Source organism: Arthrobacter sp. PAMC 25486 (assembly GCF_000785535.1).
Classification (GTDB): Bacteria; Actinomycetota; Actinomycetes; order Actinomycetales; family Micrococcaceae; genus Specibacter.
The window spans coordinates 560,427-582,280 of record NZ_CP007595.1 but is presented as its reverse complement, the minus strand read 5'-3'; the positions used below and the strand labels follow the sequence as shown (position 1 = coordinate 582,280).

The following is a 21,854-nucleotide window of genomic DNA, read 5'->3' as shown; positions in this document are numbered from 1 at the left end:
TCAAGTCTTGCAGTAGGCACAAGAATGCCTTTCATACCAAGGGATGAAACCGTTTATCGTGATGACCGGTGCGCATTCCACCTTCGGGGTGATGTGAAGCGTAGTGTTGCTGTGTTTCGATGTATTGAAGATCAGCCACCAGGCCTGTAACTCATTGGGGGAGCTATGAAATTTGTTCGATTACTCGCGGTTGGGATCATTTTCACCTCGTCTATCTCGGGCTGTACGACGGCGACAGCACCTATCAAGACAGTCCAGAGCCCCACGCTGGAGTCAGGAAGCTCTAGCCCAATTGCTACCGCACCACTTTCTAAGACCCTGTCCGGAACATTTGTTTCCCAGGCTGTTCCAACAAGCGGCAAGGCCATCATTACCCAGACTCCCGATAGCCTGACTCTGGAATTAGAAGACTTTTCCACGAGCGCCGGGGACGAACTGCATGTGACCGTTAGCACGGGGGCTTTGACCAAAAATACAGCTGGAGACAACGTCGTCAATGAACCCCCCATGTACATGCTGGGGAAACTCAAATCCATCTCTGGAAACCAGAGTTATGACCTGACATACACGATGCAGTCATTTCCGGAAGCTCAAAGCATCTCTATCTACAACAACAACACCCGAGAAGCGTTCGGGTCAGCAAATCTGCTAGAAAAATAGGCCCCAGCATGGATCAACCTCAGGATGCATAGATCACCGAAGCGGACCGCGAAACGGTCGCTGCCCAAATCACCCGCCACGGCGTTGGGCTTCTGAGGGGTACCGCGTTCACAGCCCTTCTGATCATCTACGTGGCCTTGACCCTAGCTGTTTCCTCCCAAGTCCTATTCCACTCTGGCGGGGGCGTAACGCCCAATCTTGGCACCTTAGTTGGCTTGGCCTTCTCGGTATCGCTGCCCGGATTTGGCTATCTCTGCACAGTTCGGGACAAGAACGGGAACTTCATGGCCCCCACTGTGATGGTTGTGCTGATTTTTATCAGCTATGGCCTGCTGGCTGGGGTTGTTCTCGTCTTGGGGCTGTACTTGGCAATCGAAACATCTTCAACTATGGGTAACGTTGCCATGTGGGTGGGTATCCTGTCACCGATTCTGTCCGTCGCTCTGTCCATGCTCCTCGCCGGCATCGTCCGGACAAGACTGGTGTGGGAACCGGGCTCAAAGAGACTCAAGACTGCCAAATACTGGCTGTACCTTTCCCCGCCGTCGTTATTCCTGATTTGCCACGTGCTGTACATCGTGGGCCGCCTCGTCGGATGAACCCAAGAGTCCCAAGAGCGAGAAACAGTGAGGCCTCCAGATGTGGGGGCCTCACTGTTTCAACTATCTGGTTGTCAGCCAACCACCTCGAAGATCGCTATCCAAGCTTCTGGGCGAATGGGTAACAATTCGCCGCCCGCGGTGACCCCCGTGATATTCGGGACGTGGAACACCTTCCTATCGATGCTGGAGCCGAAGCTGACACGACGAGCGTATGCATAGATGTCCCGTAGTACGTTCCTCTGTGGAACGTGTGGATCCCCCGCGCCGTGACGAAAAAAGCCGGCAGGCGTAGGGCATCATGGACTGATGGATCCAGTCACGATTGCACGCTCTTATGTCGAGGAAATGCATGCCGGAGCGGAAGCATCAATCCTGGGTGGCAGCGCTGCCCTGGGCAGATCGACTCCGACATCGGATCTTGATATAGCCATCCTCTATCGAGCTGGCGGTTCGAACTACGCGGAAACCGTCCGGTATCGCGGATGGATCGTCGAAGCTTTCATTCACACCCCCGAGAGTCTGGCCTTCTGGTATGAGAAGGAAAGGACACTGCGCTGCGCCGTAATCGGAGATATCTGTGCAAGGGGACTCCTGCTCACCGACCACGGGCCCGGCAAGCAATGGCAGGATGAGGCGCGCCGTTACATGCGGCAGGGGCCCATGCCGTTGACCGACGCCGAACGCGACCTCCGCAGGTACGACCTCAGCTGTTCAATGGATGACCTTTTGGGCTCCAGTTCTCCAGCCGAAACGTTTGCCATTGCCTCGGACGTGTTCCGCCAAACCGCCGAACTGCTGCTGCTCCGACACCAAAAATGGTTGGGCAACGGCAAATGGGCGGTGCGGCGCCTGGAACAGTTGACCAACGATGAGTCCGCGTTGGGGCTCTTGGCCTGGGCGGCCTCAATAGACCATGACTCCCAGAAGCTGGCCGTGATTGCTCGAGATGTATTGGACCAAAATGGCGGATACGCGATGGAGGGCTTCTTGCGGGGCACCCGCTAGAGGTTCCTTTTCGGGCGAGTGGTCGCCGCCTAGGAACTTTCTTTGTAAGCGTGCAGCATCTGATCCGGCAGAGCATTCGAGGAGTGATTAGCCCGCTCCGCAGCAGCAGCGGCTCGCTTCCTTAACTGGTACTCGTGAATTAGAGCTGGGACCGCAGTCCAGGTGAGAACAGCAAGTTTCGCCCACATAGGCAGGTCCCCGATGAATGCGATCGCCACAGCAAAAAGGAAAGTGGCTACATATACGTACCGGAACAACTTCATTGAATGAACTTACCAGCCGGCGCCGCCCCACCGGTGCTGATATTGCGCTATGAGGATCCGGACTGACCAAGTTTTTGTTGCAATCCACTGTCCCCAGGAGGTTGGCCATCTGGGATCGTCAGCATCTAGCTCACCATCCGATCACGCACATTTTGGCCATTCACCCACGCTCGCTTTCGCAGGCTGACGCTTTAACGAAGTAACCCCGAAGCTAGGCTTCGGGGTTCTCGATGTATTAGCAAGCGATGCTCGTTCGCTGCGTTGCTCATAGCTTACTACATAATGGGAGGATGGCCCAACGCGAAAAGATGGTTTCCGCCTCCCTCGGTGCCCCCAGGCTGGCCCCCTATTTGTCAGCATGCCAGAACGACTTAGGTCGGGCCATTGAGCTCTACGAGTGGAACCTCCACTTGGGTGCGGCTTTCCAGGAGATCACGATGATCCTTGAGGTGGCTGTGCGCAATGCCATCGACGAGCAGCTGAAACCCTGGAACAAGGACCAGAGCAGGAACACCCACAATCCTGGTTCCGACTTCACCGATGAGTGGATAGCCCATCCTGCCATTCCTTTGCATGGTCTGATGTCCGCTCACTCCAAGAACGCCCAGAGCTACGCACAGACGGGCAGGGGCAAACGCCCTCCGCACCATCCGCGGAAACACGCACCCATCTCACATGACGACCTGCTGGCACAGTTGAGCTTTGGCACGTGGCCAAGCATCCTTCCCAATCCGAACCGGCCGCGGGTCAGCACCCCCAAGATCCGCATCTGGGAAGAAGCAATCGTCTATGCCTTCCCTAAAATCGATCCCGGGGACGCCGGCATACGACAGGTCTGTGAACCCCTGAAACGACTTCACAACCTCCGAAACCGGGTGGCCCACGGTGAGCAGCTACTGGAGGTCAACGTACAGGCGCGGTTCAGTGACGTACTGCGCGTGCTTGCCTTCATTGACCAAGACTTGGCCGACTGGTGCGTCGACGTTAGTCGGGTACGAGCGGTCCAGAAGCAGCGTCCTAGAACGCCCTAAACCCATCAAGCAAAACCTGGTCCACGACGAGATCAACGTTGAGTTTCCGATCAAAAGAGAACTTCACAGATGCGACGTCCCCGTCAAGGTTCCCCTCCGGAACAGTTTCTGCACCTCCAACGGCAACGAGCTTTCGTTCAGATAGCGCCCAGAGCGCTGAACGCACTCTGGCCAGAAGAGGGCCGACGCGTGTAGGTTGTTGATCAGTGCCCATTCGCGCTGGACTCAAGGAGTTGGCGACTGTGAAAGAACTTCGGACCATGCCCCTGTGGGCGAGCATACTATCGCTTTGCGTGGCCGCAGCGGCAGCTACTTTTCTAGTCATCGGGCTATTCCACGCGCTAACTGGTGCCGGGGCGACGCAAGTGCTCTTTGACGCTGTGATTGCTGGCGCGCTGGCCCTCGGCGCATGGTCCGTCGCAGTCAGAGGAAACCCCGCGCTTTCGAGGCATCGGAACACCCCGCCCAACCGTCGGAGCCCCCTCGACTGGTGGTGACTTCGCTCCGCCGTTTTTCCCGGGGTGAGGAAGCTCTTGCAGACTGGCCCTGCAAACGAGCCAGTAGTGCTTGAACCGATATTGGGAGCATTCAGATGTCCCGCAGGACGTTCCTGCTACGGACACGATCGCGGCTCTACCGCTTAAATTGTGAACTGGCTCGGCGGCCGTTGAGTTCCTAAGGGTCAGCGACGAGAATGTTATCCGCGATCTTCGTCCAGCCTGGTTCAAGTTTTCCGGTCTCCGAGTCATCTCCGAGAAGAATCGTGGACAGGGAGCCTTTTAGCGAGGACATATTTACGATTTCACCACTGCGTCTCGTATCGCTACAACCAACCTGCCAGTCAGGATCCGTGTCAGGTGGAACAACGGCCAAGCACGTCGTTCTGGCATCCTCGCTCTGGAACGCGAAGTACTGCACCCCGTCTCTGGTGGCAAGCAGCCGCGAACTGTCTCTGTCCACCTGTTCTTGCAGGGTGACGAATGCGGGCAACGCATCTTCGGTCGTGGCCGCACGGTCCAGAGCTTTGAGTCCAGACTCGCCGGAACAGCCACTCAGCAGAAGGACCGCAATGCTCGCCGCCGTGACGAGCGGAAATGCCAGACGTTTCATTTTTCTCCCCCAATATCGATTTCACCCGACGCTACAGCATGCGCCCTGCAGTCAACCATAGAAATACGAAGCCATGCTGCCCAGGAAGGTTTCCCGTAGAAGGTTCGGCTTGCGGGACGCCTGAAATCGGGTTGGAAACTGCCTGGCGGGAGCGTGTCGGTTCACCGGGGCCGTGACGCGGCGGTGCCGTTGAGCGCTTGTTGGACGGCATCAGCGAAGTGTCGAATGCGGGGGCTTTCGTGATCGGCCCGCCACACGAGCCCCAACGCAGAACTGGGCAAGCCCTTCACTGGCACGAACCGTACATCAGAGCGTTGATTGTATGCTGCTGTCGCGGCACACAAGATGAGGCCGCTTCTGCTGGATGCGACCTGCGATAGACCTTCCTGAACGGTGGTTGCCCCGCCTCGCGTTGGAATCCTGATTCCTTCTGGGGTCATTGTTGGCGAATGCACTTTTCGCCAGTACTCAGGAGCTGGACCGGTGATGGGCACGAGGCTGACCTGTGCCAAATTTTCAGCAGTGACTTCTTCCAACGTCCCAAAGGGGTGGTCAACAGAAACAGCCAATGTCTGGGTCTGTTGAGAGAAAACGAGCCCGGTCACCAATTCGGGTTCTTCAACGGGGAGCAGTACCACCGCCACATCGACACGACCAGCCAGCACATCACTGAACGGATCACCCAACGGCAACTCCTTGATATGAACCATGGCCCGCGGATGTTGCGACTCGAACTGGGAGATCGCCTTCGCAATCGAATCGTAAATTGCACCTTGAAACCCCACCCGGATCGGGGTCGGTAGATTCCGTGCGCGCATTCGTGCCTGCTCAACCACTCCGGCCAAGGCACGATAGGTAGGAACTAAGGAGGCCAGAAACTCAGCCCCGAACTCAGTGAGATGCACCCGACGACTGGTACGCGCCACCAGAGGTGCGCCGATGCGACGCTCCAACGCGCTGATCAGCTGGCTAACCCGGCTCTGCGAAATGAACATCCTCTCCGCAGTACGGCCAAAATGCAGCTCCTCAGCGAGAACAATAAAGCATTCGATCTCACGCAGGGGAAGCTCCGACACGTCTCACTCCAACCTTCTAATCAACTACCTATCGAACCGAATATACCTCATCGATTAGCCTGCCTAATAGGTTCATGATCTATTCGCCGTTGATCCAACCCACTACGCCAGCTTTGCTATGGGTATGACTAATTCAACGTCCGTGCCAGAATCACGACAGCTCAGCTCACCTCACACCCCATCGTCGCCGACCTCCGAGCCCCTCGTCGAAAACCGGTGGGGCGCAATTCTCCTCGTGGCGCTGGCAACGTTTATCGTCGTGGCGGCCGAGATGATGCCCGTGGGTCTCCTGACCCCTATCGGAGCCGCACTGGCACGGAGCGAAGGAACAATCGGTCTTTCGCTGACGATCACCGGCTTAGTAGCTGCTGCCACCGCCCCCTTTGTTCCCGTCCTCAACAGCCGGATTGACAGACGAACGACACTCATTGTCCTGATGCTCCTCGTTGCCGTGGCGAATTCCATGACAGCAGTTTCACCAAATTTCGCCGTCATGGCCGCCGCTCGCATTCTCCTCGGAGTGAGCATGGGCGGGGTCTGGGCTCTCGCCGCGAGCGTGGCCCCCAAGCTGATGAAGCCTCGATCCGTCGGGATGGGGACAACTATCATCTTTAGCGGAATCGCCGTAGCCTCAGTTCTCGGCGTTCCTGCCGGCGCCTACATCGGTGCTGCTGTCGGATGGAACGCCGCCTTCTGGGTCCTCGCCGCAGCCGCGACCATGATCTCCCTGGCGATGATCGTCGTCTTACCGAAGATGCCCGCTGGTGCCGGCGTTCCACTGAGCAGTCTCGCGGCAGCTTTCCGGAATCCAGGAGTCCGTGTCGGTCTCGCGATCACCGCGTTCATCGTCACGGCTCACTTTGCCGCCTACACCTATGTTCGTCCAGCGTTGGAATCCTTCGCCGGACTGAACGCATCCCTCATTGGCACGATGCTCTTGATTTATGGCATTCTCGGCATCATCGGAAATTTCATGGCCGGCCCGACAGCAGCCAAGACCCCAAAGACCGTGGTCACCACCCTGAGCCTGGGAATCGCTGCTACGCTCGCACTTTTCCCTTACCTGGCAACCACCACCATCGCAGCCGCCTTACTCATGGCCCTCTGGGGCTTATTCTACGGAGGCATCTCGGTAAGCACTCAAGCATGGATTGCCCAAGCAGCACCCTCACACCGGGAAGCCGTCGCGGCCCTCTGGGTCAGCGTCTTCAACGCCAGCATCGCCCTCGGCTCATTCACCGGCGGACAAATCTACGACGGCGCCGGCCCCAACTTCGTCTTCTGGTTCACCGCAGGAACCGCCACACTAGCGATTCTCCTTGCGATCAGTCCGACGGCAGGCTCCCGGCAAGTAACGCCAGGAACTCCACAACACTGAGAGACTCCGATTCAACGCCTGGCCCAACGACAGCTCTTTCAGCGAACACACGCAATGTCCCAGTGACGGTGCCACTACTGGGATGGGTCAACCGTGTCTGGCCTGCGGGTCTCGTGGCTTGCCCCGGCTTCTGCAGCCACAGAAAGTTCCTCGTCAGAAATGCTCAGCATCAACGGACTGTCACGCATGGTGAAGAGCTGTGTGAATACCTCGCGACTGTTGACCTTCCAAATGTTAGGCGGCACCTCTTCATCCTTCCACGGCATTGCAGTCCGGCCATAGAGATCCGCAAGTATGCCCGACACGGTGCTGTGGCCAAGGAAGGTCGCAGGGGCCTGCGCCTCGGGGAACGTATAGAGGTGGAAATGACCGCTCATGACCCTGCCGCGAAACGAGTCCCATGAGGCAAAGGAAATACCTGGCAGGTCAGCGAGCAGGGTAAATGACGCCGTCGATGACCCGTCCGAGTCGTGATTCAAGCGTTCCCCGGATTTAAAGAAAGGGCGCCTGAGGAGAATCTCGCGTTCCTCATCGGAGCTGGACCATCTTCCCGCCACCAGTTGCGCGACTAGGACAGCAATTGTGGCTGGATCGGGAATCAGATCGCTGCTCGGCTCTATGATTGTGGGCATATGGCAACACGACCGCCAGAACGCGGCGAAACCAGCCGCGAACTCTTAATGATTCACGAAAAAGGATGACGCGTGAGCTCCGGGGCCGAGATCAAACAACTGCGCTCAATTCTCACCTGCACGCGGCCACCACGTAGTTGCTGTCCCGCAGAGCGCTCCCCTGGGACACCGCGCACTTCTCTGGTTGCATCACGGTCTCGGCACTGAATCTGCGTCTGTGAAGGCCCGTTTTTCAGGCGTCAATTCCAGGATATTCATTAGCGCCGCCAGTTTCGCTACCGAGAATCCAGAAGTGCGTTGACGGATCAATTCAGGACACGCATCAATCGCGAGAAACATTCCTCTTGTGGGCCGATTGACGAATCCCCTGCCTTCACTGATATTTAGGCACATGTCTAAGTATTATGACGAGCTCGACGCCGTGCTCGTCTCTCTCGCGGATCCGACACGCCGTGCCGTCGTGGAACGGTTGGCGAAGGCCCCAGCGGTCGTGTCCGAACTCGCTGCACTGTTCTCGATGTCGTTGCCGTCACTCATGCCGCATCTGAGCGTCCTCGAGAACGCGGGAGTGGTCACGTCGGAGAAGCACGGGCGTGTCAGCACCGTGAGCCTGCGACCGGGCGCCCTCGATGTCCTACACCTGTGGCTCGGCGAGCAGCGAACACCCGCGGAATACCAAGCCGACAGGCTGGGTATCCACCTGATCCGCACCACCTCTGAAGGAGACCTGATATGACCCGCATTCGCATGGACCTGTTCGTCTCGCTGGATGGCTACACCTCTACAACCGGCCGATCACCCGAAAATCCGATGGGCGAGGACTGGGGTCGCCTCACGGCGGCCTACGCAGCGACCCGCACGTTCCAGGAGCAAGTCTTTGGAGATACCACCGGTACCGGCACGGCCGGCATCGATGACGCCTACGCTGCCGCGTTCTTCGAGGGCGTTGGCGCCGAGGTCATGGGCGCGGCAATGTTCGGCCTGCACTCGTTCCCCGACGATCCGGACTGGAAGGGCTGGTGGGGTGACCAGCCGCCGTTCGGCACCCCGGTCTATGTCCTCACCCACACCGCACCGCGTCCGTCGATCCCGATGGAGGGCGGAACAACGTTCCACTTCCGCAGCCGCCCCATCGAGGAGGTGCTCGCCGAAGCGAGAGAAGCAGCCGGCGGCCTGGACGTGCGCGTCGGCGGAGGGATTGGCATCGCGCGCGATTTCCTGCGTGCCGGCCTGGTTGATGACCTGCATCTCATGGTCGCCCCCATCCTCCTTGGCCGCGGAACCCGGTTGTGGGACGATCTGCCTGGCCTCGATCTCACCCACAGGGTGACGACAGAAGTCGCCGAGAGCGGCGCCATCCACGTCACTTTCACTCGATAGGACGCACCCATGACAATCGAACGCCGACTTGCCCGGGCCGGTTTTACCCTGACCCGCGACTACCCCGCTCCTATCGAGCGCGTCTGGAACGCATTCGCCGAAGAGGACAAGAAGCTGAGCTGGTGGGGCGCCGGTGACGCCATTGAACCCGGTGAGTGGGTATTCGACTTCCGCGTCGGCGGCCACGACTTCGATGCGGGGACGTTTCACAACGGTCCGATCTCGCGGTACGAAGCCACGTACACCGACATCGTCGAGCACGTCCGCATCGTCACGACGTACGACATGTGGCTCGACGGGGTCCACTTGTCGACGTCGGTGGCGTCGTTAGAGTTCGAGCCCATAGACGAGGGCACCCGGTTCACGCACGTCGAGCACGGCGTCTTCTTCGACCAGTTCTGGACCGATGGGCCGGGCCGCGAGAAAGGCACGCGGGGCCTGCTCGAGGCTCTGGGCAACTACCTCGCGTGACGATCCCCCCGCATGCAGCTCCGGCAGCGCTTGGATTGCGGGCATCCCGGCAAAGACGTCAATGCGATTGGTTTCACGCCATCCCGTGCCCGCAGACCGTCCGTCGTGCGGACGCCCTGCTTGTGGGGGCGTGTGACTGTGGCGCGTGGCAAGGATAGGGATTAGGTCCCCCTCGTTGAGGAAGCCATCGAAGAGTGCAATGACGTCGTCCAGCCGTTCACTGGCGGCTTTCCCGGCGGGAAGAGATTACCGCAGATAAGAAGGGCGCTCACGAACCGGCGCGCTCTACGTTGTGAGGCCTCGAGCAGGTTTTCACGGCCCGACGGAGCCTCGATTTAGAGCCGCCTGCTGCCGCTCGCCGTGGTCGAGTGCACGCGTCCCCCAACTGGTGAGTTCCCGTACCGCTGTGCTCACTTGGCCCTTGCTAAGACCAGTCGCATTCGTCAGCTCATCGAGGGTTATCGGCTCCTTGGTGAGAAGTATGGACGCATAGACTCTCCCCGTCGCGCGCGGCAGTTGCCAATCGGCAAGTAAATCCACAAGGCTTTCCGCGAACTGTCCGCGGCGGGTCACCCATGTGGTGTCCTGGTCGTCGTGGCCGTTGCCGCGCTTTGCATGCGATCTGTCCGCTCGATTCAAGTCGCAGACTAGGTCCACTTGCCGTGCGGGCTCCCGCCGGCTGCTAGGTTACCGAGGCGCTGCCAAACGTCCAATCTTGGTCACGACCGCCCCGTCTTTTCTGCAAGTCCACACGGCATGTCCGCCAACCGCTTTTGCACCGAGCGGGTGGTTCCATGGGTGCAAGGGACACGGCGGCCAGTTGCTGGTCCCGGGGATGTCTTGCTGGTCAAACACCCACTCCTGAGCGCCGTCGGCCGCTGCCGCGACAGCGGAATCCAGAGGGGTGGCGAGATCCACGTAACATCCGTGGCCCGAACTGTCTGGTGCGGTCAGCATGGCCAGCCATAAATCATCCTCGGCTTGCTTTTCAAAACGCACCGCTGGCAGCGGTGCACCAGTGGCCCGCATGTCCCTCAAGACGGGTGCCAGGACTTCCTCAACGTTCATGACACTACTCTAGGTTGCAGTCTTGGACTCATGGCTGGCCTGGAGATAAGTCGTTCCATGGACACCTCCGGAGCGGTCTGGGCCTTTCTGCCATCAACTCAGCCCGGGTTTAGTGCCGGGCGCCCGGCACCGGCCCCTCCAAGGTGCGGTGATCGGCGTCGTCCTCAAAAGCAAAAGTGTGCGGGCCCGTGCGTACGAAGCCTTCGAAACGTATTGTCGACACCCTGGTGCCATGGGCTCAGCATCATAGCGCCTCCGCGCATCTGTCCGTTTTCAGCAGGAAAACTTGGACGGTTGGTCCACGCGCCTAGAGCGACTTGAGCATTTCCAGCTCGTTCTTCGCGGTGCCAAGGTTATAGGGAATGGTGTGCCCCGTGGCGGTGAATCCCGTACGTTCGTAGTATCTCCTGGCTCGGGCGTTGTCCTCGTGGACATGAAGTGTCAGCCGGCCGCCCTCGGTACGGGCCCATGCCTCGACGGTTTCCAACAAGGCATCGGTCAGCCTAATGTGGCGGCCACGCCATTCCGGCGCCACGAACACCCCCACCAAAAGAGGCCCCGTCACGGAATCCGGTACATAACCGCCCATGGTCCCCACCCACTGGCCGGCGCCGTCAGTGGCAGCAACTTGGATCTGCTGGTCGCCGGTCCCCCGCCCGCCCCGCCGCCGCCATTCCGCCTCATCGACCCTCAAGGCATCATCCAAGGACTCAGCATAGGCAGTCGGGGTGTCCCGGATCATCGCCAAGCGGATGTCGCGGACTTCACGCCAATCGGACGGCGTCGTGGGACGGATTGAAAATTCATGGGTGGTCATTCACAGAATCCTAATTCATGGCCGTGGACAACTGGACCGTATGATCTGAGACGAACCTGTTGTCACACCGCAAGGGAGCCTGCATGAACGCGTTGCCCGAATTCGTTTCGCCCACAGACGCCGCCGACCAGGTCGCCCGGTCGCAGGTCCTCTCCCCCGACATTCGCCCGCTCTGGTCCGGGGCCAAACTCAGCGGGCCGGCCTACACCGTCCAGTGCGCTCCAGGCGACAATTTGATGCTCCATGCTGCAATCCACCGGGCCCCCGCCGGGTCCGTGATTGTGGTCGACGGCGGAGACGCCTCCCACGCGGTGGCCGGCGGCAACGTCTGTGCCGTAGCGCACCGGCGCGGCATTGCGGGGTTTGTCATCGACGGGGCCATTCGGGATGTTGCGGAGATCCGCGAGCTGGGCTTTCCCGTCTTTGCCCGCGCAGTGGTTCCCAAGCCCGGACTCAAGGCCGTGGCGCTCCCTTTGCAGCAGACCGTCAACTGCGGCGGCGTCCTGGTGCATCCGGGTGATCTCATCGTTGCGGACGAGGAGGGCATAGTCGCCGTGCCTGCCGCGGACGTCGATGCGGTGATGGCTGCGGTATCTAGTAAGTCCAAGGAGGAACAGGCACAAACACTCGACGAATGGGAGTCGGACCACGCTCAGAAGATCGACTCAATCCTGCGGGCTGAGGGCTTGGATTGGTGATCGGCTGAACGAGCCGTTCTGTCAAAGCACGACGGCGTGCACCTCGCCAGTACTTTGGCCACCGATCCGGTTCGTGACAGATGGCAGGCGTCGCTCCACGTCGACGCGGCCTATATTGGTGTTGTGAGCACTACATGGGATGCCAGCGCGATGGGCGTGATAGGCCTGCCGTCGGGCCGGCTGCTACGCGGCCGCGGCCTTCGCCTGCCAGCACCGTCCGGTCCCACACCGGATTCCGGAATCTACCTTTTGGGACGCATCCCGGCCCCGTTTGCCTGGGAGTACCGCTGGGTGCGATGGCCCGATTTTTGGCTTCCCAGAGACCGCGCCGTTGCACTGGAGGCGTTTCGCGAGGCCTGGCTTCGTTCCGAATCTGAGCGGGTGGAGGTGGCCTGTGGCGGCGGCCGGGGACGTACGGGAACAGCGCTTGCGTGCATTGCCGTGCTCGACGGCGTGCCTGCCGACCAGGCGGTGGCGTTTGTTCGCCAGCAGTACAACCCGCACGCGGTGGAGACGCCATGGCAACGACGATACGTCGCGCACTTCACCGCGGAGTGAACCCACGGGGCAAATCGACGGAGTGACTCAGCGGGCCGGGTGCGCATCATGCCAGTGTCCCCCAGGAGCATCCAAGCGTGCGTATTGAACCAACGGCGCCTGGTCCTCGTTTAACGGGCACAACTGGCCACCACAAATGCACTGGCCACAAGATCAGCAAATCAGGTGGGGCAGTCATGATTCTTCCCAGGGACTTCATCGATGCAGCGTTGCGGATGCTGATAGCCGTGGCACTGGCCATCGACGCCATCGTCCACTTGCAGCTTGCCTCCTACTATCAGGTGGCAGTGCCGGGCGGCATCGGACAGGGGAACCTCTTCCGGATTGAGGCCGTCGCTGCCATCCTCGCCGGCCTGTATGTTTTGCTCCGTGGCAGCCGTCCTGCCTATGCTGCCGCGCTCGTCGTTGCAGCCGGAGGGGTTGCGGCGGTCCTGCTGTACCGCTACGTCAACGTTCCGGCATTCGGCCCGATCCCGGCCATGTATGAACCTGTCTGGTTCTTTCAAAAATCGTTCAGTGCGGTGGCGGAAGGAGCGGGAGCCGTGCTGGCCGCCGTCGGACTTTTCCGGCCACGCATTGCCCACTGAACCATCCAGGCCCATACTGCGTATTAGCGTCAGGAGGTGGGAATGCGCCAGGACGAGCAACAGGCATTGCGGGAGTTGCACGGCGACTACGCCCAGCTGCTCTGGCGGTTCGTGATGCGGCTGGTCCATGAGCGGGCGCAGGCCGAGGATGTTGTCCAAGAGACGCTGTTGCGGGCGTGGCAGCATCCTGAGGTCTTGGCGCGGGAGCCGGCCGCGCTGCGTGCCTGGCTGTTCACCGTGGCCCGGAACCTCGTCATCGACGATTGGCGCAGCGCCCGGCACCGGCACGAGTTCGGCACGGACCAGCTGCCTGAGCTTCCCGCCGACGACCAGACGGAGAGGGTCCTTGATGCCTGGCTGGTGGGCGATGCCCTGGAGACCCTCAGCCCCGAGCACCGCGAGGTGATCCGGCAGGCTTATTACGGCGGGCGGGACACTGCGTCGATTGCGTCGGCGCTGGACATCCCCGAGGGCACCGTCAAGTCTCGGCTGCATTACGGCCTGCGGGCGCTGCGGCTGGCGTTGGAAGAGAGAGGGGTGAGCGGGCGATGACAGCCTCCGACCCCTACGCACTGTGGGACGGCGCGTATGTGCTTGGCTCCCTGTCCGCGGCCGAACGCCGTGAATTTGAGGCGCACCTCTCCGGATGCCCGCGGTGCCAGCGACAGGTTTCGGAGCTGTCCGGACTGCCCGGATGGCTCTCCCTGACCCGTGGGGAAAACGCTGCCGTTGCCCTGTCAGCAACCCCTGCGACAGTGACCGGACCTGCTCCGCTCTATGCAGGGCTGGCCGCGAAAGTGGCCGTCCGCCGTCGTAAGTTTGTGCTGGCTGCAGCGGCTGCCGCCATTGCCTTGGCAGGTACGACGGCGGCCATCACCACCGCGCTCGACACCAGTACCTCTCCCCCACCGTTGGCAATCAGCAGTGCCTCCTCCAGCGTCCAGCTCACCTTTTCCGGCATGTTGCAGCGCGGCATGACGGCCACGGGAACACTGGCCAGTTTTCCGTGGGGCACACAGATCGACTGGCACTGCTCGTATGCCCCGGCCTCGCTGTACGCGGGCAGCCCGGGAGGCCAGGACTATGTGCTGGTGATGGTCTCCACCGCCGGGGTGGAAACTACCGTGGCCAGCTGGACTGCGGGGCCGGGCAGCGATGTCTCGCCGACTGCGACCACCGGGCGCCCGGCGCATTCCATCGCGCGGCTGGACATCCGGGACAGCACAGGGACCACGCTCCTCAGCGCGGTCCCGTGATTCTTATCTGCTGCCAATGTGCCCAAACGGGTCAGTAACCGCTGCCGACCTGTGCCGGCGCAGAAGTGGCTGCCGGTGCGGACATGACCTTTGCTCCATTGGCGTCGACCACCCACCAAATGCCGCCGTATCCCTGGCCCGAGGTGTCCCCCGGATTCTTGTCGGCAGCGTAGGTGTACAGTGGCAGCCCGTTCAGGGTGACCTGCTTGGCACCGTCCGTGCTGGTAATGGTGCCGACGGTTCCGGTAACACCGTGGATGGTTGGCGTGGCCGCGGTTGTGGTCACCGCGGGCCACAGGCTGATGCAGGGGCCGGTGCAGGCGCTGACGGCTTCATTGGGTTTGTCTTGGTCATAGAAGTAGACCGCCATCCCGGCACCGTTCACAAGAATGGTGCCCAGGGACGTGCTGGCTGTGTGCAGAGCGCCGCTGGCGGATTGGGCTTGAGATGGGGCAGATGAGCCGGCAGAATTCCCAGGGGCGTTGTAAATTCCGCCCGGTCCGGCGGTGCTGCCGCATGCCGTGAGGGCCGCCAGCGCCAGCGCGCTGAGGGCGAATCCAATTTTGGCTTTCATGACCGCTTCTCCCATTGCCTTCGTGGAACCGGAGATGGCTCCATGCACAGCACACGAGATGGCGCCCAGCCCGGTTCACACATGGCAGGATCTTCTTAATGGACAAGACCGTATTGACCGGAGAATTGCTATGCGACGGCCCCGAGCAGCTTGCCGCCGTGGTTGAGCACCTGCCCCGTCACATTGAATTGACGCGTGCCGAGCCGGGCTGCCTTTCCTTCGAGGTGGCCCAAACCGACGATCCCTTCGTGTGGGATGTTTCCGAACGGTTCCAGGACGCCGTTGCCTTTGAGCTCCACCAGGCGCGGGTCGCGGCCAGCGAGTGGGGCTGTGCAACGGCAGGCATCAAGCGGAACTACTCCGTCACCGGGTGATCTGCGCCGGCGAGAACACCGGCAATGGACTTCAGGTGAGCCAAGACCGTCTTCACATTGGCCCGTTCGAGGTTTCCTGGCGGGCCAGGCAGTCGATTTGCCGTCCCGGGGCAAACCGGGTAATCGGCAGGAGCACCAGGTCCGGGTGGTGGAGCCTATCGGTGGTGTAGCGGGGCATCAGCGCAACGCAGTCACTGGCGGCAACCACGGCGGCTGCAACGGAGAATTCGTTGCTGCGGTGCGAGATTCGGGCCTCGGTTCCCGCCACGCCGGATTCTCACGCCCCATCGATGTCCACCTGGAAATTATCGCCGACAAAGAGAACATTGCCCGGCGGCAGCTGCAATGCCTCGCACGGCACTATGAACGCCCTGCCAGAGGAGTTCAATGCCCGTCTGCCGAGCATCGAACTGCTGGGACGGAATCCGGAGCGGACTGACGGCAAGGCCATGGTATGACCTGCTGCACCATTGCGACAACGACGCCTGCTCCTCGCACAATACGAGAGCCGCGCTGCCGGTCACCAATGCGGCGGGCCCGTTTCAAGAACCTGTCGCAGCAGCGCGTGGGCACTCCAGCGCATGGACGCGGCGGCTTCTGCGCGGGACAAGCCGCCAATGTCCGTCAGCCAGACCAGGGATTCAATTCCGATCGCGCTGCGAATTGCCAGAACCAGGCGGTGCAGCTCGGTCTCACTCATTTTGCCGGACAGCGGCGAGAGAGCTTCCGTGATCCACGGAATGGCCCTGCCCTGCCGCAGCGGAAGGTCGTCGCCAGGCAACGCGGGATCCAGTGACAATCTGAGCATGGTCCGCTGCTGTGCTTCCGTTTCGAGAATCATGTCCGTGAACCTGACAACGACGGCGTCGAGCCGTTCCGCGGGGTCGCCGCTCGGGTTGTCCGGCAGCATGGAATGCAGCGCGGTCTCCGGGTGGGCGGCCGCTAAGAGCTCACGCTGCCCCGGGAAGTAGCGGTAGGCCGTGCTTCGGGCTACCCCGGCCGCCACAGCTGCCTCGTCCACGGTTGGCGTCTTGCCAGCCGCGACCATTTCCCGTGCAGCACCTACCAAGGCATCGAGGGTCCGGCGCTTCTGACCGCTGCGGCCGATTTCCACATAAGGGGTTGACATGTGATTCATGATACCTCAGTCTCGTTATGAGACAGCAGTCTCATAACCTCGTGAACCCAACAAAGAGGCGAGTCCCATGGACACGAAGAAGCAGAGCAAATCATTCATCCGCCAAGCCGGGGAAGGCGAGCGGCGGTGGTTCTATGGAGGGGGCGTCCACACCTGGCTGGCCACGGCCGAAGAGACCGGTGGCGCCTCACTGATCTACTCCGACACCCTGGAGCGCGGCAAGTTGACACCCATGCACATTCATCCAGATACGGATGAGGCCCTGTACATCCTCTCCGGCGAGATCCTCATGAATCTTGATGGGGCTGAACAGCGCGTCGGCGCAGGGGGTTTGGCCATGGCGCTGCGCGGCCAACCCCACGCCTTCAAGGTCACGGCCGAGAACACCAGCCTCCTGTGTTTCCAGACGCCCGGAAACGCGCAAGCCTTCTATCTGGGCGCCAGCACGCCACTTCCAACTGACGACGCGGCCACTGGTCCGGTCGATTTCGAGCGCATCGCAGAATCGGGCAGGCTCAACGGCGGAATCGTCATTGTAGGGCCGCCGCCTTTTGACTAACGATCGGAGCGCCTGCACCTCAGGGTTTTCTCTGTCTGCGTGTGACTGGCACATGGCATGAGCTGTTTCGGCGCGGATATTGTGGGAATGTCCATGGTGCCATCACCCAACTTGTCTGTCTGCCGGGACAGTGGCTCACAAAACACACCTGCCCTGCAATGTTGGTTTTGGGCGGCGCACCTGATGACACCAACATGCCCAGGAATTCCGCGCTCCCAACGAGCAGCCAGACGCATCGGAGGCACCACGCGTGTTCATGGCGCACGTTCACTGGGCCGCCAGCACCTTCAACTCCTTGCTGCGCGGCACCATTGCAATGGGCAATGGGCATCGGGCATCGGGCATCGCGGTGCCGGCGCGGTCGGGTTCGTGTTCCGCCACAACCGCCGCCACTGGCCCATGTCAGCATTCCAAAGCCTCTCGGACTCGGAGCACACCATGACCCAACGACCTTACGGGAAATCGTGGCACAAGGGCCCGGCACCACCCGGAGAGCCTGGGCTAACCGGATACGCACTACCCAGCTTTTCGGAACTAGAGAACACGTCAAGGAGCTGTGCGATGCAGATCCTCTCAATCTTCATGGACTGCTGCTGCTGATTTCCGTTCGTGAGAACACCAACAGCCACTCCCAGTTCCCTGAGGCGCCGAAGAGTCTGTTTCGCGGCTGTACACGGCGTCCTCGATTTCAAACCACTGTGCGGCAAGGGCTACGGGGACGTCAACCCCATAGCCCTGCATCAATCTTTTCAAACCGACATGGACGGAGGAGGCATGGTCGAACAGGGTGTTGTCCAAGTCCAAGAGAACAACTCGAATGCCCATCTCCCCAGACTAACCGTCCGGTCACAGCGACTTTGGTATCGTGAATGGCAGCCCATCTTCGACTCAGGAAAGGACTGCCCCGCCATGAAGGACTGGATCCAGCAACACCGCGTGAGCGCGGCCCTCAGCGGCCTGACAGTGCTTATTGCGGCTCAATTGTGGGTTTCCGTGGTCATCGGGACCACGTGGTCAGACGCACTTCTCCGAATACTTATTAACGCCGTGATGAGTGCCGGCTTCCTCTACCTGGTGGTCCGATATGACAGAAGACAGAAGGCCTCCTTGGCGACGCAGGGCATCCTGGTCCACGTCCGCCGCCCAGGCTCCCGGCCCGGATCTCTCGACGACCTGTGGGCCGGTGGCACCGCCACGTGCAGCCGGGGCCAGCTCGTCTTCCAGGAAGCCATGTCCGGAACCGATATTTCCTTGGGCAAGCCTGTGAAGTTCGACGTCGTTGCCGTCACCGATGAGCCGCGGAACGCCACCCGTGCAAAATCGAATCCGCTGCCAGCCAACCTGACGATTCAAACTTTTGTGTTGCCCGGCGGAACAGTTCAAGTGGCGGCCGACGCTGATTCGCTCGCACGCATCAACGAAGAAGTTTTCAGCAGCTAACGGCGGCAGGGCTCCAGGACTGCGGGTTTGGCGTCCTAGTCGTGCAGGAGAATTTGGTACAGATTGTGGTCCTGCCATGTGCCGGCAATCTGGAGGTATCGTGGCGCCACGCCAATCTGCTGAAACCCGGCTTTCTGCAGCACTCTTTGTGAGGCCATATTGTGCAGCAGTGTGCATGCTTCGATGCGGTGCAGCCCGATTTGCTCGCGCGCCTTTTTGACTACCACCTCTACAGCCGCCGAGGCGAGGCCACGTCCGGCATATTCATTGTCCACCCAATAGCTCAGGACGCCACTTTGGAGCGGGCCCCGGACGATGCCTGCCAGATTGAACCGGCCAACACAGGAACTTCCGGCAAACAGGCCAAAGGGATAACCGTCACCGGATTCATGGACCGCCAGCCGGCGGGAAATGTCGGCTGCGTGCCATTCCTCGGCGTAGTACTCTGCAGGATGAATCGGATTCCATGGTGAGAGATGGCTACGGTTGCGCACATGCGCAGCAGCCACCGCGGCCGCATCACCCGGGCGCAGGATGCGCATGCTGACATCTACACTGAGCTGGATCGACTGCGGCATTCCCCCAGAATACCGGCGGACAGCTACTGCGCCGGGATCGCCCCAACGTTCGGAAATTCGCCGGGGTCAGCGCAGCCATTGCGCCAGGGCAACAATGATCCCCTCCGGACCCACACATAGGCCATGAGCCAAGCACCTTCGTATTCGCCGATGCCGCCGACCAGCCTGTAACCGTCGGCAGCCAACTGGTCGACGACTGCGCGCAGGTCGTCCACTTCAAAGACGAGGCTGGGCAGGCCCAGCTCGTGGGCCATCGCTGCCGAGCCCGCGGTGTGGTTGGGGCGGACGAAAGGCGACAGCTCCACTGTTGTGCCGCCGTCGGGCTCCTTCAACATGACTATTTCCGTACGGGATTAGGGGATCCCACACACGGTGTCCAGGAAATCGCCCTCCAGGAACATCGGTCCGCCCTCGACCTCAAGCCCAACAAAGAACGCAGTAACTGCTTGGGGGTCAGCGACGGTGATGCCGACATAGTCAAAACGCAGTATGCGTGAGATCAGGTCAACGTTTCAATAAAGAAGCCGCGCCCGGTCCGGACAGCTCGTGTGCATCCACAGGCCGTCCCGACACGGCAAGCAGCAGGGCGATGGCCGCGCCCTGAACCGCCAACCCGTCGCCGTAGACAAAATCGGTGTCCGAAGCCACCAACTGTAAGCCTTTGGCCCGTTCCCTGCCCCCGCCCATCTTGATGGAGGACCCGAGCTGGAATTTCAATGCAGCAGCGACAGGGAGAGAGGGGTATTCACGCTTGATCCCGAGCGGGCGCCGAATGTCCTCACCATGGACGAACGCCTCCACCAGCCGGGTCGCGACCGGTGCGGGCGGGCTGCTGGTGAGTGAAAGCACGTCGCGAAAGGTCGACAGGGTTGCCTGCGGAGTCTCCCGGCGTTCCCGTGCAACCCCTACGGCATTGTCCCGATCGAAGTCGAATCCGGAAGCCACCATGCGTGCGATGAAGCTCAACCGCGTCGTCGTCGCAGTGTCGACTAGATGGGCCAGCACATCGTGAACGTCCCACCCGCCGCACAGCGATGGCAGCTCCCACTTTCCGGCTTCCAATTCCTGCAGATCATCAATGAGTGCCCTGCGTTCATCATGAACGACAGGCCAGATTGTGGAGGCGCGCCAGCTGGTCATGGCTCAACTTAACCATGACGACACCCTGGTCGCAATCAGTCTGTTCGAGTTCTACCCTGCAGTTTCCCGCGGGAGTAGACTCGGCAACGGACAGCAGTTACTGGACCAAGGAGTGCGCCATGGGCATCATTTCCGTGGACTTGTTTTTAACCCTCGACGGCGTGTATCAGGGACCCGGCGCTCCGGACGAGGACCGCAGCGGTGGTTTCACACTGGGAGGCTGGCAAGCGGCTTCTTCAGATGCCGAAGCGGGTGCGGCAATCACTGCCGGCATTGAGCGGATGGATGCCCTGCTGCTGGGCCGCAAAACATACGACATCTTTGCCGGCTACTGGCCGGCCTTGCGCGACAGCACCCCCATTGCGGCAAAATTCAACGCACTGCCAAAGTTCGTGGTTTCGCGGACAATGACCAACCCGGAGTGGGAAGGCACCACGGCGCTGTCGAACATGGCGCTGGTGGCCGCATTGAAGGGCCAGTTCCACGACATGCACGTGGTCGGCAGCGGCAACCTGGTCCGGTCCTTGCTTGAAGCGGACCTCGCGGACAGGCTGAACTTCTTCCTCTATCCGTTAATCCTCGGATCCGGGAAACGGCTGTTTGCCGACGGCACCGGCGTCCCGGCGGCCTTCAGCCTGGTGCACCCGCCAACAGCGTTTCCCAAGGGTGCCGTCGCCCTCGTCTACGAGCGGGCAGGGGTCCCGGTGACCGGCTTTGACATGGGCGAGATGACATGACGGAGGCAAGCGCTTTGGGCAGGCCGGAACCGTTCAAGGCAGATGGGTCGGGGCGGCTGTTGCACGGCACCAAGGCGGATCTTACCGTGGGTGACCTGCTGGAGCCGGGCCGCCGCTCAAATTTCGCCGGCGGCAGGATTGCGAACCACATTTACGTGACCGAGACTTTGGATGCGGCCACGTGGGGTGCCGAACTGGCAGTTGGCGAAGGCCGCGGACGAATCTACATCGTGGAAGCGCTGGGCTCCGTGGAAGACGACCCCAATGTCACGGACAAGAAATTTCCAGGCAATCCGACCCGGTCCTACCGCACCCGGGAACCGGTCAAGGTCATTGGGGAACTCACCAACTGGACGGGGCACCCTCCCGTCACGTTGCAGGCCATGCACGATCAGCTCGCCGATCTGACGCGCCGGGGTGCCGCTGTCATCGACGACTGAGCCCACAGGCCGGGCCAACACACCAAATCTGTCAGCGTCGACTCGCCCTGACAACCCTGAGCCGCGCGTCGGCAATGTCCCAGATCGTAACCCGGCAAGTGTGAAGGCGGTGAGTATGGCGGATCCGGTTTCTGGGCATCCAAGGCGGGCTGGTCCGCCTTGAGTGCGTCTACCTTTTCGGCGTCTCTCCGTAGGGGTACCGGTGGTGCACTCCCCTTCCCGCAGTGTGACCTCGCGCGACTGCTGGCCGCTGTCGATCAAATCAACAATGCTCTGGCCCTT

30 protein-coding genes are annotated in these 21,854 nt (G+C 61.0%); 18 read left to right on the top strand and 12 right to left on the bottom strand.

The features are described 5' to 3' along the window. Positions 1–165: 165 nt before the first annotated feature. The 4 genes from art_RS21460 (at position 166) to art_RS02825 (ending at position 3,561) form a co-directional block, all read left to right on the top strand. Entirely contained in the window at positions 166–660 is a 495-nt protein-coding gene (locus art_RS21460) for a DM13 domain-containing protein (protein WP_082000069.1), read from the top strand. A gap of 284 nt (positions 661–944) precedes the next feature. Beyond that, complete coding sequence (locus tag art_RS02840) at positions 945–1,259, top strand: hypothetical protein (RefSeq protein ID WP_038462370.1); 315 nt, start codon at positions 945–947, stop codon at positions 1,257–1,259. Between the two features lie 309 nt (positions 1,260–1,568). Further along, positions 1,569–2,267: a nucleotidyltransferase domain-containing protein gene (locus art_RS02835; RefSeq protein WP_052135932.1), complete on the top strand. Its 699-nt coding sequence runs from the start codon at positions 1,569–1,571 to the stop codon at positions 2,265–2,267. A gap of 553 nt (positions 2,268–2,820) precedes the next feature. Next, complete coding sequence (locus tag art_RS02825; protein ID WP_038462365.1) at positions 2,821–3,561, top strand: Abi family protein; 741 nt, start codon at positions 2,821–2,823, stop codon at positions 3,559–3,561. A gap of 675 nt (positions 3,562–4,236) precedes the next feature. Here the strand turns inward: art_RS02825 and art_RS02820 are convergent. Together art_RS02820 and art_RS02815 are read right to left on the bottom strand one after the other, a co-directional pair. Beyond that, on the bottom strand, positions 4,237–4,671 hold the full coding sequence (locus art_RS02820) for a hypothetical protein (RefSeq protein ID WP_038462363.1): 435 nt from the start codon (positions 4,669–4,671) through the stop codon (positions 4,237–4,239). Positions 4,672–4,832: 161 nt separating this feature from the next. Further along, entirely contained in the window at positions 4,833–5,747 is a 915-nt protein-coding gene (locus art_RS02815) for a LysR family transcriptional regulator (protein WP_038462361.1), read from the bottom strand. 124 nt (positions 5,748–5,871) lie between these two features. Between art_RS02815 and art_RS02810 the strand changes: the two genes are divergently transcribed. Then, positions 5,872–7,125, top strand: a complete 1,254-nt coding sequence (locus art_RS02810) for an MFS transporter (protein WP_038462358.1) — start codon at positions 5,872–5,874, stop codon at positions 7,123–7,125. A gap of 74 nt (positions 7,126–7,199) precedes the next feature. Here art_RS02810 and art_RS22475 read toward each other — a convergent pair whose 3' ends face one another. Then, positions 7,200–7,757 (bottom strand): hypothetical protein, encoded by a 558-nt coding sequence (locus art_RS22475; protein WP_038462356.1) that lies wholly within the window; start codon positions 7,755–7,757, stop codon positions 7,200–7,202. Between the two features lie 391 nt (positions 7,758–8,148). Here art_RS22475 and art_RS02800 point away from each other — a divergent pair, with 391 nt between their 5' ends. The 3 genes from art_RS02800 to art_RS02790 are packed head-to-tail and all read left to right on the top strand — an operon-like array spanning position 8,149 to position 9,608. Then, positions 8,149–8,493, top strand: coding sequence for a helix-turn-helix transcriptional regulator (locus tag art_RS02800; RefSeq protein ID WP_038462354.1), 345 nt, complete (start codon positions 8,149–8,151; stop codon positions 8,491–8,493). Beyond that, positions 8,490–9,137: a dihydrofolate reductase family protein gene (locus tag art_RS02795; RefSeq protein ID WP_038462352.1), complete on the top strand. Its 648-nt coding sequence runs from the start codon at positions 8,490–8,492 to the stop codon at positions 9,135–9,137. Before art_RS02800 ends, art_RS02795 begins: the two co-directional genes overlap by 4 nt. Positions 9,138–9,146: 9 nt before the next feature. Then, positions 9,147–9,608 (top strand): SRPBCC domain-containing protein, encoded by a 462-nt coding sequence (locus art_RS02790; protein WP_038462350.1) that lies wholly within the window; start codon positions 9,147–9,149, stop codon positions 9,606–9,608. A 687-nt stretch (positions 9,609–10,295) separates the two neighbouring features. Here the strand turns inward: art_RS02790 and art_RS02780 are convergent. Further along, positions 10,296–10,676: a hypothetical protein gene (locus art_RS02780; protein ID WP_038462348.1), complete on the bottom strand. Its 381-nt coding sequence runs from the start codon at positions 10,674–10,676 to the stop codon at positions 10,296–10,298. Positions 10,677–10,983: 307 nt separating this feature from the next. Beyond that, a complete protein-coding gene (locus art_RS02775; RefSeq protein ID WP_038462346.1) occupies positions 10,984–11,493 on the bottom strand; it encodes an N-acetyltransferase in 510 nt (169 codons plus the stop codon). Positions 11,494–11,576: 83 nt separating this feature from the next. Here art_RS02775 and art_RS02770 point away from each other — a divergent pair, with 83 nt between their 5' ends. The 5 genes from art_RS02770 (at position 11,577) to art_RS02750 (ending at position 14,592) form a co-directional block, all read left to right on the top strand. Then, the gene (locus art_RS02770; protein ID WP_038462344.1) at positions 11,577–12,191 is read left to right on the top strand and encodes an RraA family protein; all 615 of its coding nucleotides are present in this window, start codon (positions 11,577–11,579) and stop codon (positions 12,189–12,191) included. 123 nt (positions 12,192–12,314) lie between these two features. Beyond that, on the top strand, positions 12,315–12,749 hold the full coding sequence (locus tag art_RS02765) for a protein-tyrosine phosphatase family protein (protein WP_038468412.1): 435 nt from the start codon (positions 12,315–12,317) through the stop codon (positions 12,747–12,749). Between the two features lie 176 nt (positions 12,750–12,925). Further along, positions 12,926–13,336: a hypothetical protein gene (locus art_RS02760; RefSeq protein ID WP_038462342.1), complete on the top strand. Its 411-nt coding sequence runs from the start codon at positions 12,926–12,928 to the stop codon at positions 13,334–13,336. 42 nt (positions 13,337–13,378) lie between these two features. Beyond that, positions 13,379–13,888, top strand: a complete 510-nt coding sequence (locus art_RS02755; RefSeq protein WP_038462340.1) for a sigma-70 family RNA polymerase sigma factor — start codon at positions 13,379–13,381, stop codon at positions 13,886–13,888. Further along, the gene (locus tag art_RS02750; protein WP_052135931.1) at positions 13,885–14,592 is read left to right on the top strand and encodes an anti-sigma factor; all 708 of its coding nucleotides are present in this window, start codon (positions 13,885–13,887) and stop codon (positions 14,590–14,592) included. Before art_RS02755 ends, art_RS02750 begins: the two co-directional genes overlap by 4 nt. A gap of 31 nt (positions 14,593–14,623) precedes the next feature. Here art_RS02750 and art_RS02745 read toward each other — a convergent pair whose 3' ends face one another. Then, positions 14,624–15,166 (bottom strand): hypothetical protein, encoded by a 543-nt coding sequence (locus art_RS02745; protein ID WP_038468407.1) that lies wholly within the window; start codon positions 15,164–15,166, stop codon positions 14,624–14,626. Between the two features lie 98 nt (positions 15,167–15,264). Here art_RS02745 and art_RS02740 point away from each other — a divergent pair, with 98 nt between their 5' ends. Beyond that, entirely contained in the window at positions 15,265–15,540 is a 276-nt protein-coding gene (locus art_RS02740) for a putative quinol monooxygenase (protein WP_038462337.1), read from the top strand. 52 nt (positions 15,541–15,592) lie between these two features. On the opposite strand, the gene art_RS02735 is transcribed toward art_RS02740, so the two are convergent. Together art_RS02735 and art_RS02730 are read right to left on the bottom strand one after the other, a co-directional pair. Then, positions 15,593–15,808: a LysR substrate-binding domain-containing protein gene (locus tag art_RS02735; RefSeq protein ID WP_038462334.1), complete on the bottom strand. Its 216-nt coding sequence runs from the start codon at positions 15,806–15,808 to the stop codon at positions 15,593–15,595. 252 nt (positions 15,809–16,060) lie between these two features. Then, on the bottom strand, positions 16,061–16,669 hold the full coding sequence (locus art_RS02730; protein ID WP_038462332.1) for a TetR/AcrR family transcriptional regulator: 609 nt from the start codon (positions 16,667–16,669) through the stop codon (positions 16,061–16,063). A gap of 76 nt (positions 16,670–16,745) precedes the next feature. Between art_RS02730 and art_RS02725 the strand changes: the two genes are divergently transcribed. Then, complete coding sequence (locus art_RS02725; RefSeq protein ID WP_038462330.1) at positions 16,746–17,237, top strand: cupin domain-containing protein; 492 nt, start codon at positions 16,746–16,748, stop codon at positions 17,235–17,237. A gap of 452 nt (positions 17,238–17,689) precedes the next feature. Here the strand turns inward: art_RS02725 and art_RS23250 are convergent, their stop codons facing one another. Beyond that, on the bottom strand, positions 17,690–17,929 hold the full coding sequence (locus art_RS23250; protein ID WP_157875110.1) for an HAD family hydrolase: 240 nt from the start codon (positions 17,927–17,929) through the stop codon (positions 17,690–17,692). Positions 17,930–18,146: 217 nt separating this feature from the next. Between art_RS23250 and art_RS02720 the strand changes: the two genes are divergently transcribed. Then, on the top strand, positions 18,147–18,677 hold the full coding sequence (locus tag art_RS02720; RefSeq protein WP_038462328.1) for a hypothetical protein: 531 nt from the start codon (positions 18,147–18,149) through the stop codon (positions 18,675–18,677). Between the two features lie 35 nt (positions 18,678–18,712). On the opposite strand, the gene art_RS02715 is transcribed toward art_RS02720, so the two are convergent. From art_RS02715 to art_RS02705, 3 genes are all read right to left on the bottom strand, one after another. Further along, the gene (locus tag art_RS02715) at positions 18,713–19,255 is read right to left on the bottom strand and encodes a GNAT family N-acetyltransferase (RefSeq protein ID WP_038462326.1); all 543 of its coding nucleotides are present in this window, start codon (positions 19,253–19,255) and stop codon (positions 18,713–18,715) included. A gap of 23 nt (positions 19,256–19,278) precedes the next feature. Continuing rightward, positions 19,279–19,590: a VOC family protein gene (locus tag art_RS23245; protein WP_367643757.1), complete on the bottom strand. Its 312-nt coding sequence runs from the start codon at positions 19,588–19,590 to the stop codon at positions 19,279–19,281. A 169-nt stretch (positions 19,591–19,759) separates the two neighbouring features. Beyond that, positions 19,760–20,395 carry a maleylpyruvate isomerase family mycothiol-dependent enzyme gene (locus tag art_RS02705; RefSeq protein ID WP_038462324.1) on the bottom strand — a complete coding sequence of 212 codons (636 nt, stop codon included), beginning with the start codon at positions 20,393–20,395 and terminating at the stop codon, positions 19,760–19,762. Positions 20,396–20,514: 119 nt separating this feature from the next. Here art_RS02705 and art_RS02700 point away from each other — a divergent pair, with 119 nt between their 5' ends. Both art_RS02700 and arr read left to right on the top strand, forming a co-directional pair. Beyond that, the gene (locus art_RS02700; protein WP_038462321.1) at positions 20,515–21,132 is read left to right on the top strand and encodes a dihydrofolate reductase family protein; all 618 of its coding nucleotides are present in this window, start codon (positions 20,515–20,517) and stop codon (positions 21,130–21,132) included. Continuing rightward, a complete protein-coding gene (gene arr / locus art_RS02695; RefSeq protein ID WP_038462319.1) occupies positions 21,129–21,572 on the top strand; it encodes an NAD(+)--rifampin ADP-ribosyltransferase in 444 nt (147 codons plus the stop codon). Before art_RS02700 ends, arr begins: the two co-directional genes overlap by 4 nt. Positions 21,573–21,854: the final 282 nt, after the last annotated feature.

Coding starts and splice junctions, on each gene's coding strand:
- art_RS21460 (WP_082000069.1), top strand. CDS start 166: ATGAAATTTGTTCGATTACTCGCGGTTGGGATCATTTTCACCTCGTCT.
- art_RS02840 (WP_038462370.1), top strand. CDS start 945: ATGGCCCCCACTGTGATGGTTGTGCTGATTTTTATCAGCTATGGCCTG.
- art_RS02835 (WP_052135932.1), top strand. CDS start 1,569: ATGGATCCAGTCACGATTGCACGCTCTTATGTCGAGGAAATGCATGCC.
- art_RS02825 (WP_038462365.1), top strand. CDS start 2,821: ATGGCCCAACGCGAAAAGATGGTTTCCGCCTCCCTCGGTGCCCCCAGG.
- art_RS02820 (WP_038462363.1), bottom strand. CDS start 4,671: ATGAAACGTCTGGCATTTCCGCTCGTCACGGCGGCGAGCATTGCGGTC.
- art_RS02810 (WP_038462358.1), top strand. CDS start 5,872: ATGACTAATTCAACGTCCGTGCCAGAATCACGACAGCTCAGCTCACCT.
- art_RS22475 (WP_038462356.1), bottom strand. CDS start 7,757: ATGCCCACAATCATAGAGCCGAGCAGCGATCTGATTCCCGATCCAGCC.
- art_RS02800 (WP_038462354.1), top strand. CDS start 8,149: ATGTCTAAGTATTATGACGAGCTCGACGCCGTGCTCGTCTCTCTCGCG.
- art_RS02795 (WP_038462352.1), top strand. CDS start 8,490: ATGACCCGCATTCGCATGGACCTGTTCGTCTCGCTGGATGGCTACACC.
- art_RS02790 (WP_038462350.1), top strand. CDS start 9,147: ATGACAATCGAACGCCGACTTGCCCGGGCCGGTTTTACCCTGACCCGC.
- art_RS02780 (WP_038462348.1), bottom strand. CDS start 10,676: ATGAACGTTGAGGAAGTCCTGGCACCCGTCTTGAGGGACATGCGGGCC.
- art_RS02775 (WP_038462346.1), bottom strand. CDS start 11,493: ATGACCACCCATGAATTTTCAATCCGTCCCACGACGCCGTCCGATTGG.
- art_RS02770 (WP_038462344.1), top strand. CDS start 11,577: ATGAACGCGTTGCCCGAATTCGTTTCGCCCACAGACGCCGCCGACCAG.
- art_RS02760 (WP_038462342.1), top strand. CDS start 12,926: ATGATTCTTCCCAGGGACTTCATCGATGCAGCGTTGCGGATGCTGATA.
- art_RS02755 (WP_038462340.1), top strand. CDS start 13,379: ATGCGCCAGGACGAGCAACAGGCATTGCGGGAGTTGCACGGCGACTAC.
- art_RS02750 (WP_052135931.1), top strand. CDS start 13,885: ATGACAGCCTCCGACCCCTACGCACTGTGGGACGGCGCGTATGTGCTT.
- art_RS02745 (WP_038468407.1), bottom strand. CDS start 15,166: ATGAAAGCCAAAATTGGATTCGCCCTCAGCGCGCTGGCGCTGGCGGCC.
- art_RS02740 (WP_038462337.1), top strand. CDS start 15,265: ATGGACAAGACCGTATTGACCGGAGAATTGCTATGCGACGGCCCCGAG.
- art_RS02730 (WP_038462332.1), bottom strand. CDS start 16,669: ATGTCAACCCCTTATGTGGAAATCGGCCGCAGCGGTCAGAAGCGCCGG.
- art_RS02725 (WP_038462330.1), top strand. CDS start 16,746: ATGGACACGAAGAAGCAGAGCAAATCATTCATCCGCCAAGCCGGGGAA.
- art_RS02720 (WP_038462328.1), top strand. CDS start 18,147: ATGAAGGACTGGATCCAGCAACACCGCGTGAGCGCGGCCCTCAGCGGC.
- art_RS02715 (WP_038462326.1), bottom strand. CDS start 19,255: ATGCCGCAGTCGATCCAGCTCAGTGTAGATGTCAGCATGCGCATCCTG.
- art_RS23245 (WP_367643757.1), bottom strand. CDS start 19,590: ATGTTGAAGGAGCCCGACGGCGGCACAACAGTGGAGCTGTCGCCTTTC.
- art_RS02705 (WP_038462324.1), bottom strand. CDS start 20,395: ATGACCAGCTGGCGCGCCTCCACAATCTGGCCTGTCGTTCATGATGAA.
- art_RS02700 (WP_038462321.1), top strand. CDS start 20,515: ATGGGCATCATTTCCGTGGACTTGTTTTTAACCCTCGACGGCGTGTAT.
- arr (WP_038462319.1), top strand. CDS start 21,129: ATGACGGAGGCAAGCGCTTTGGGCAGGCCGGAACCGTTCAAGGCAGAT.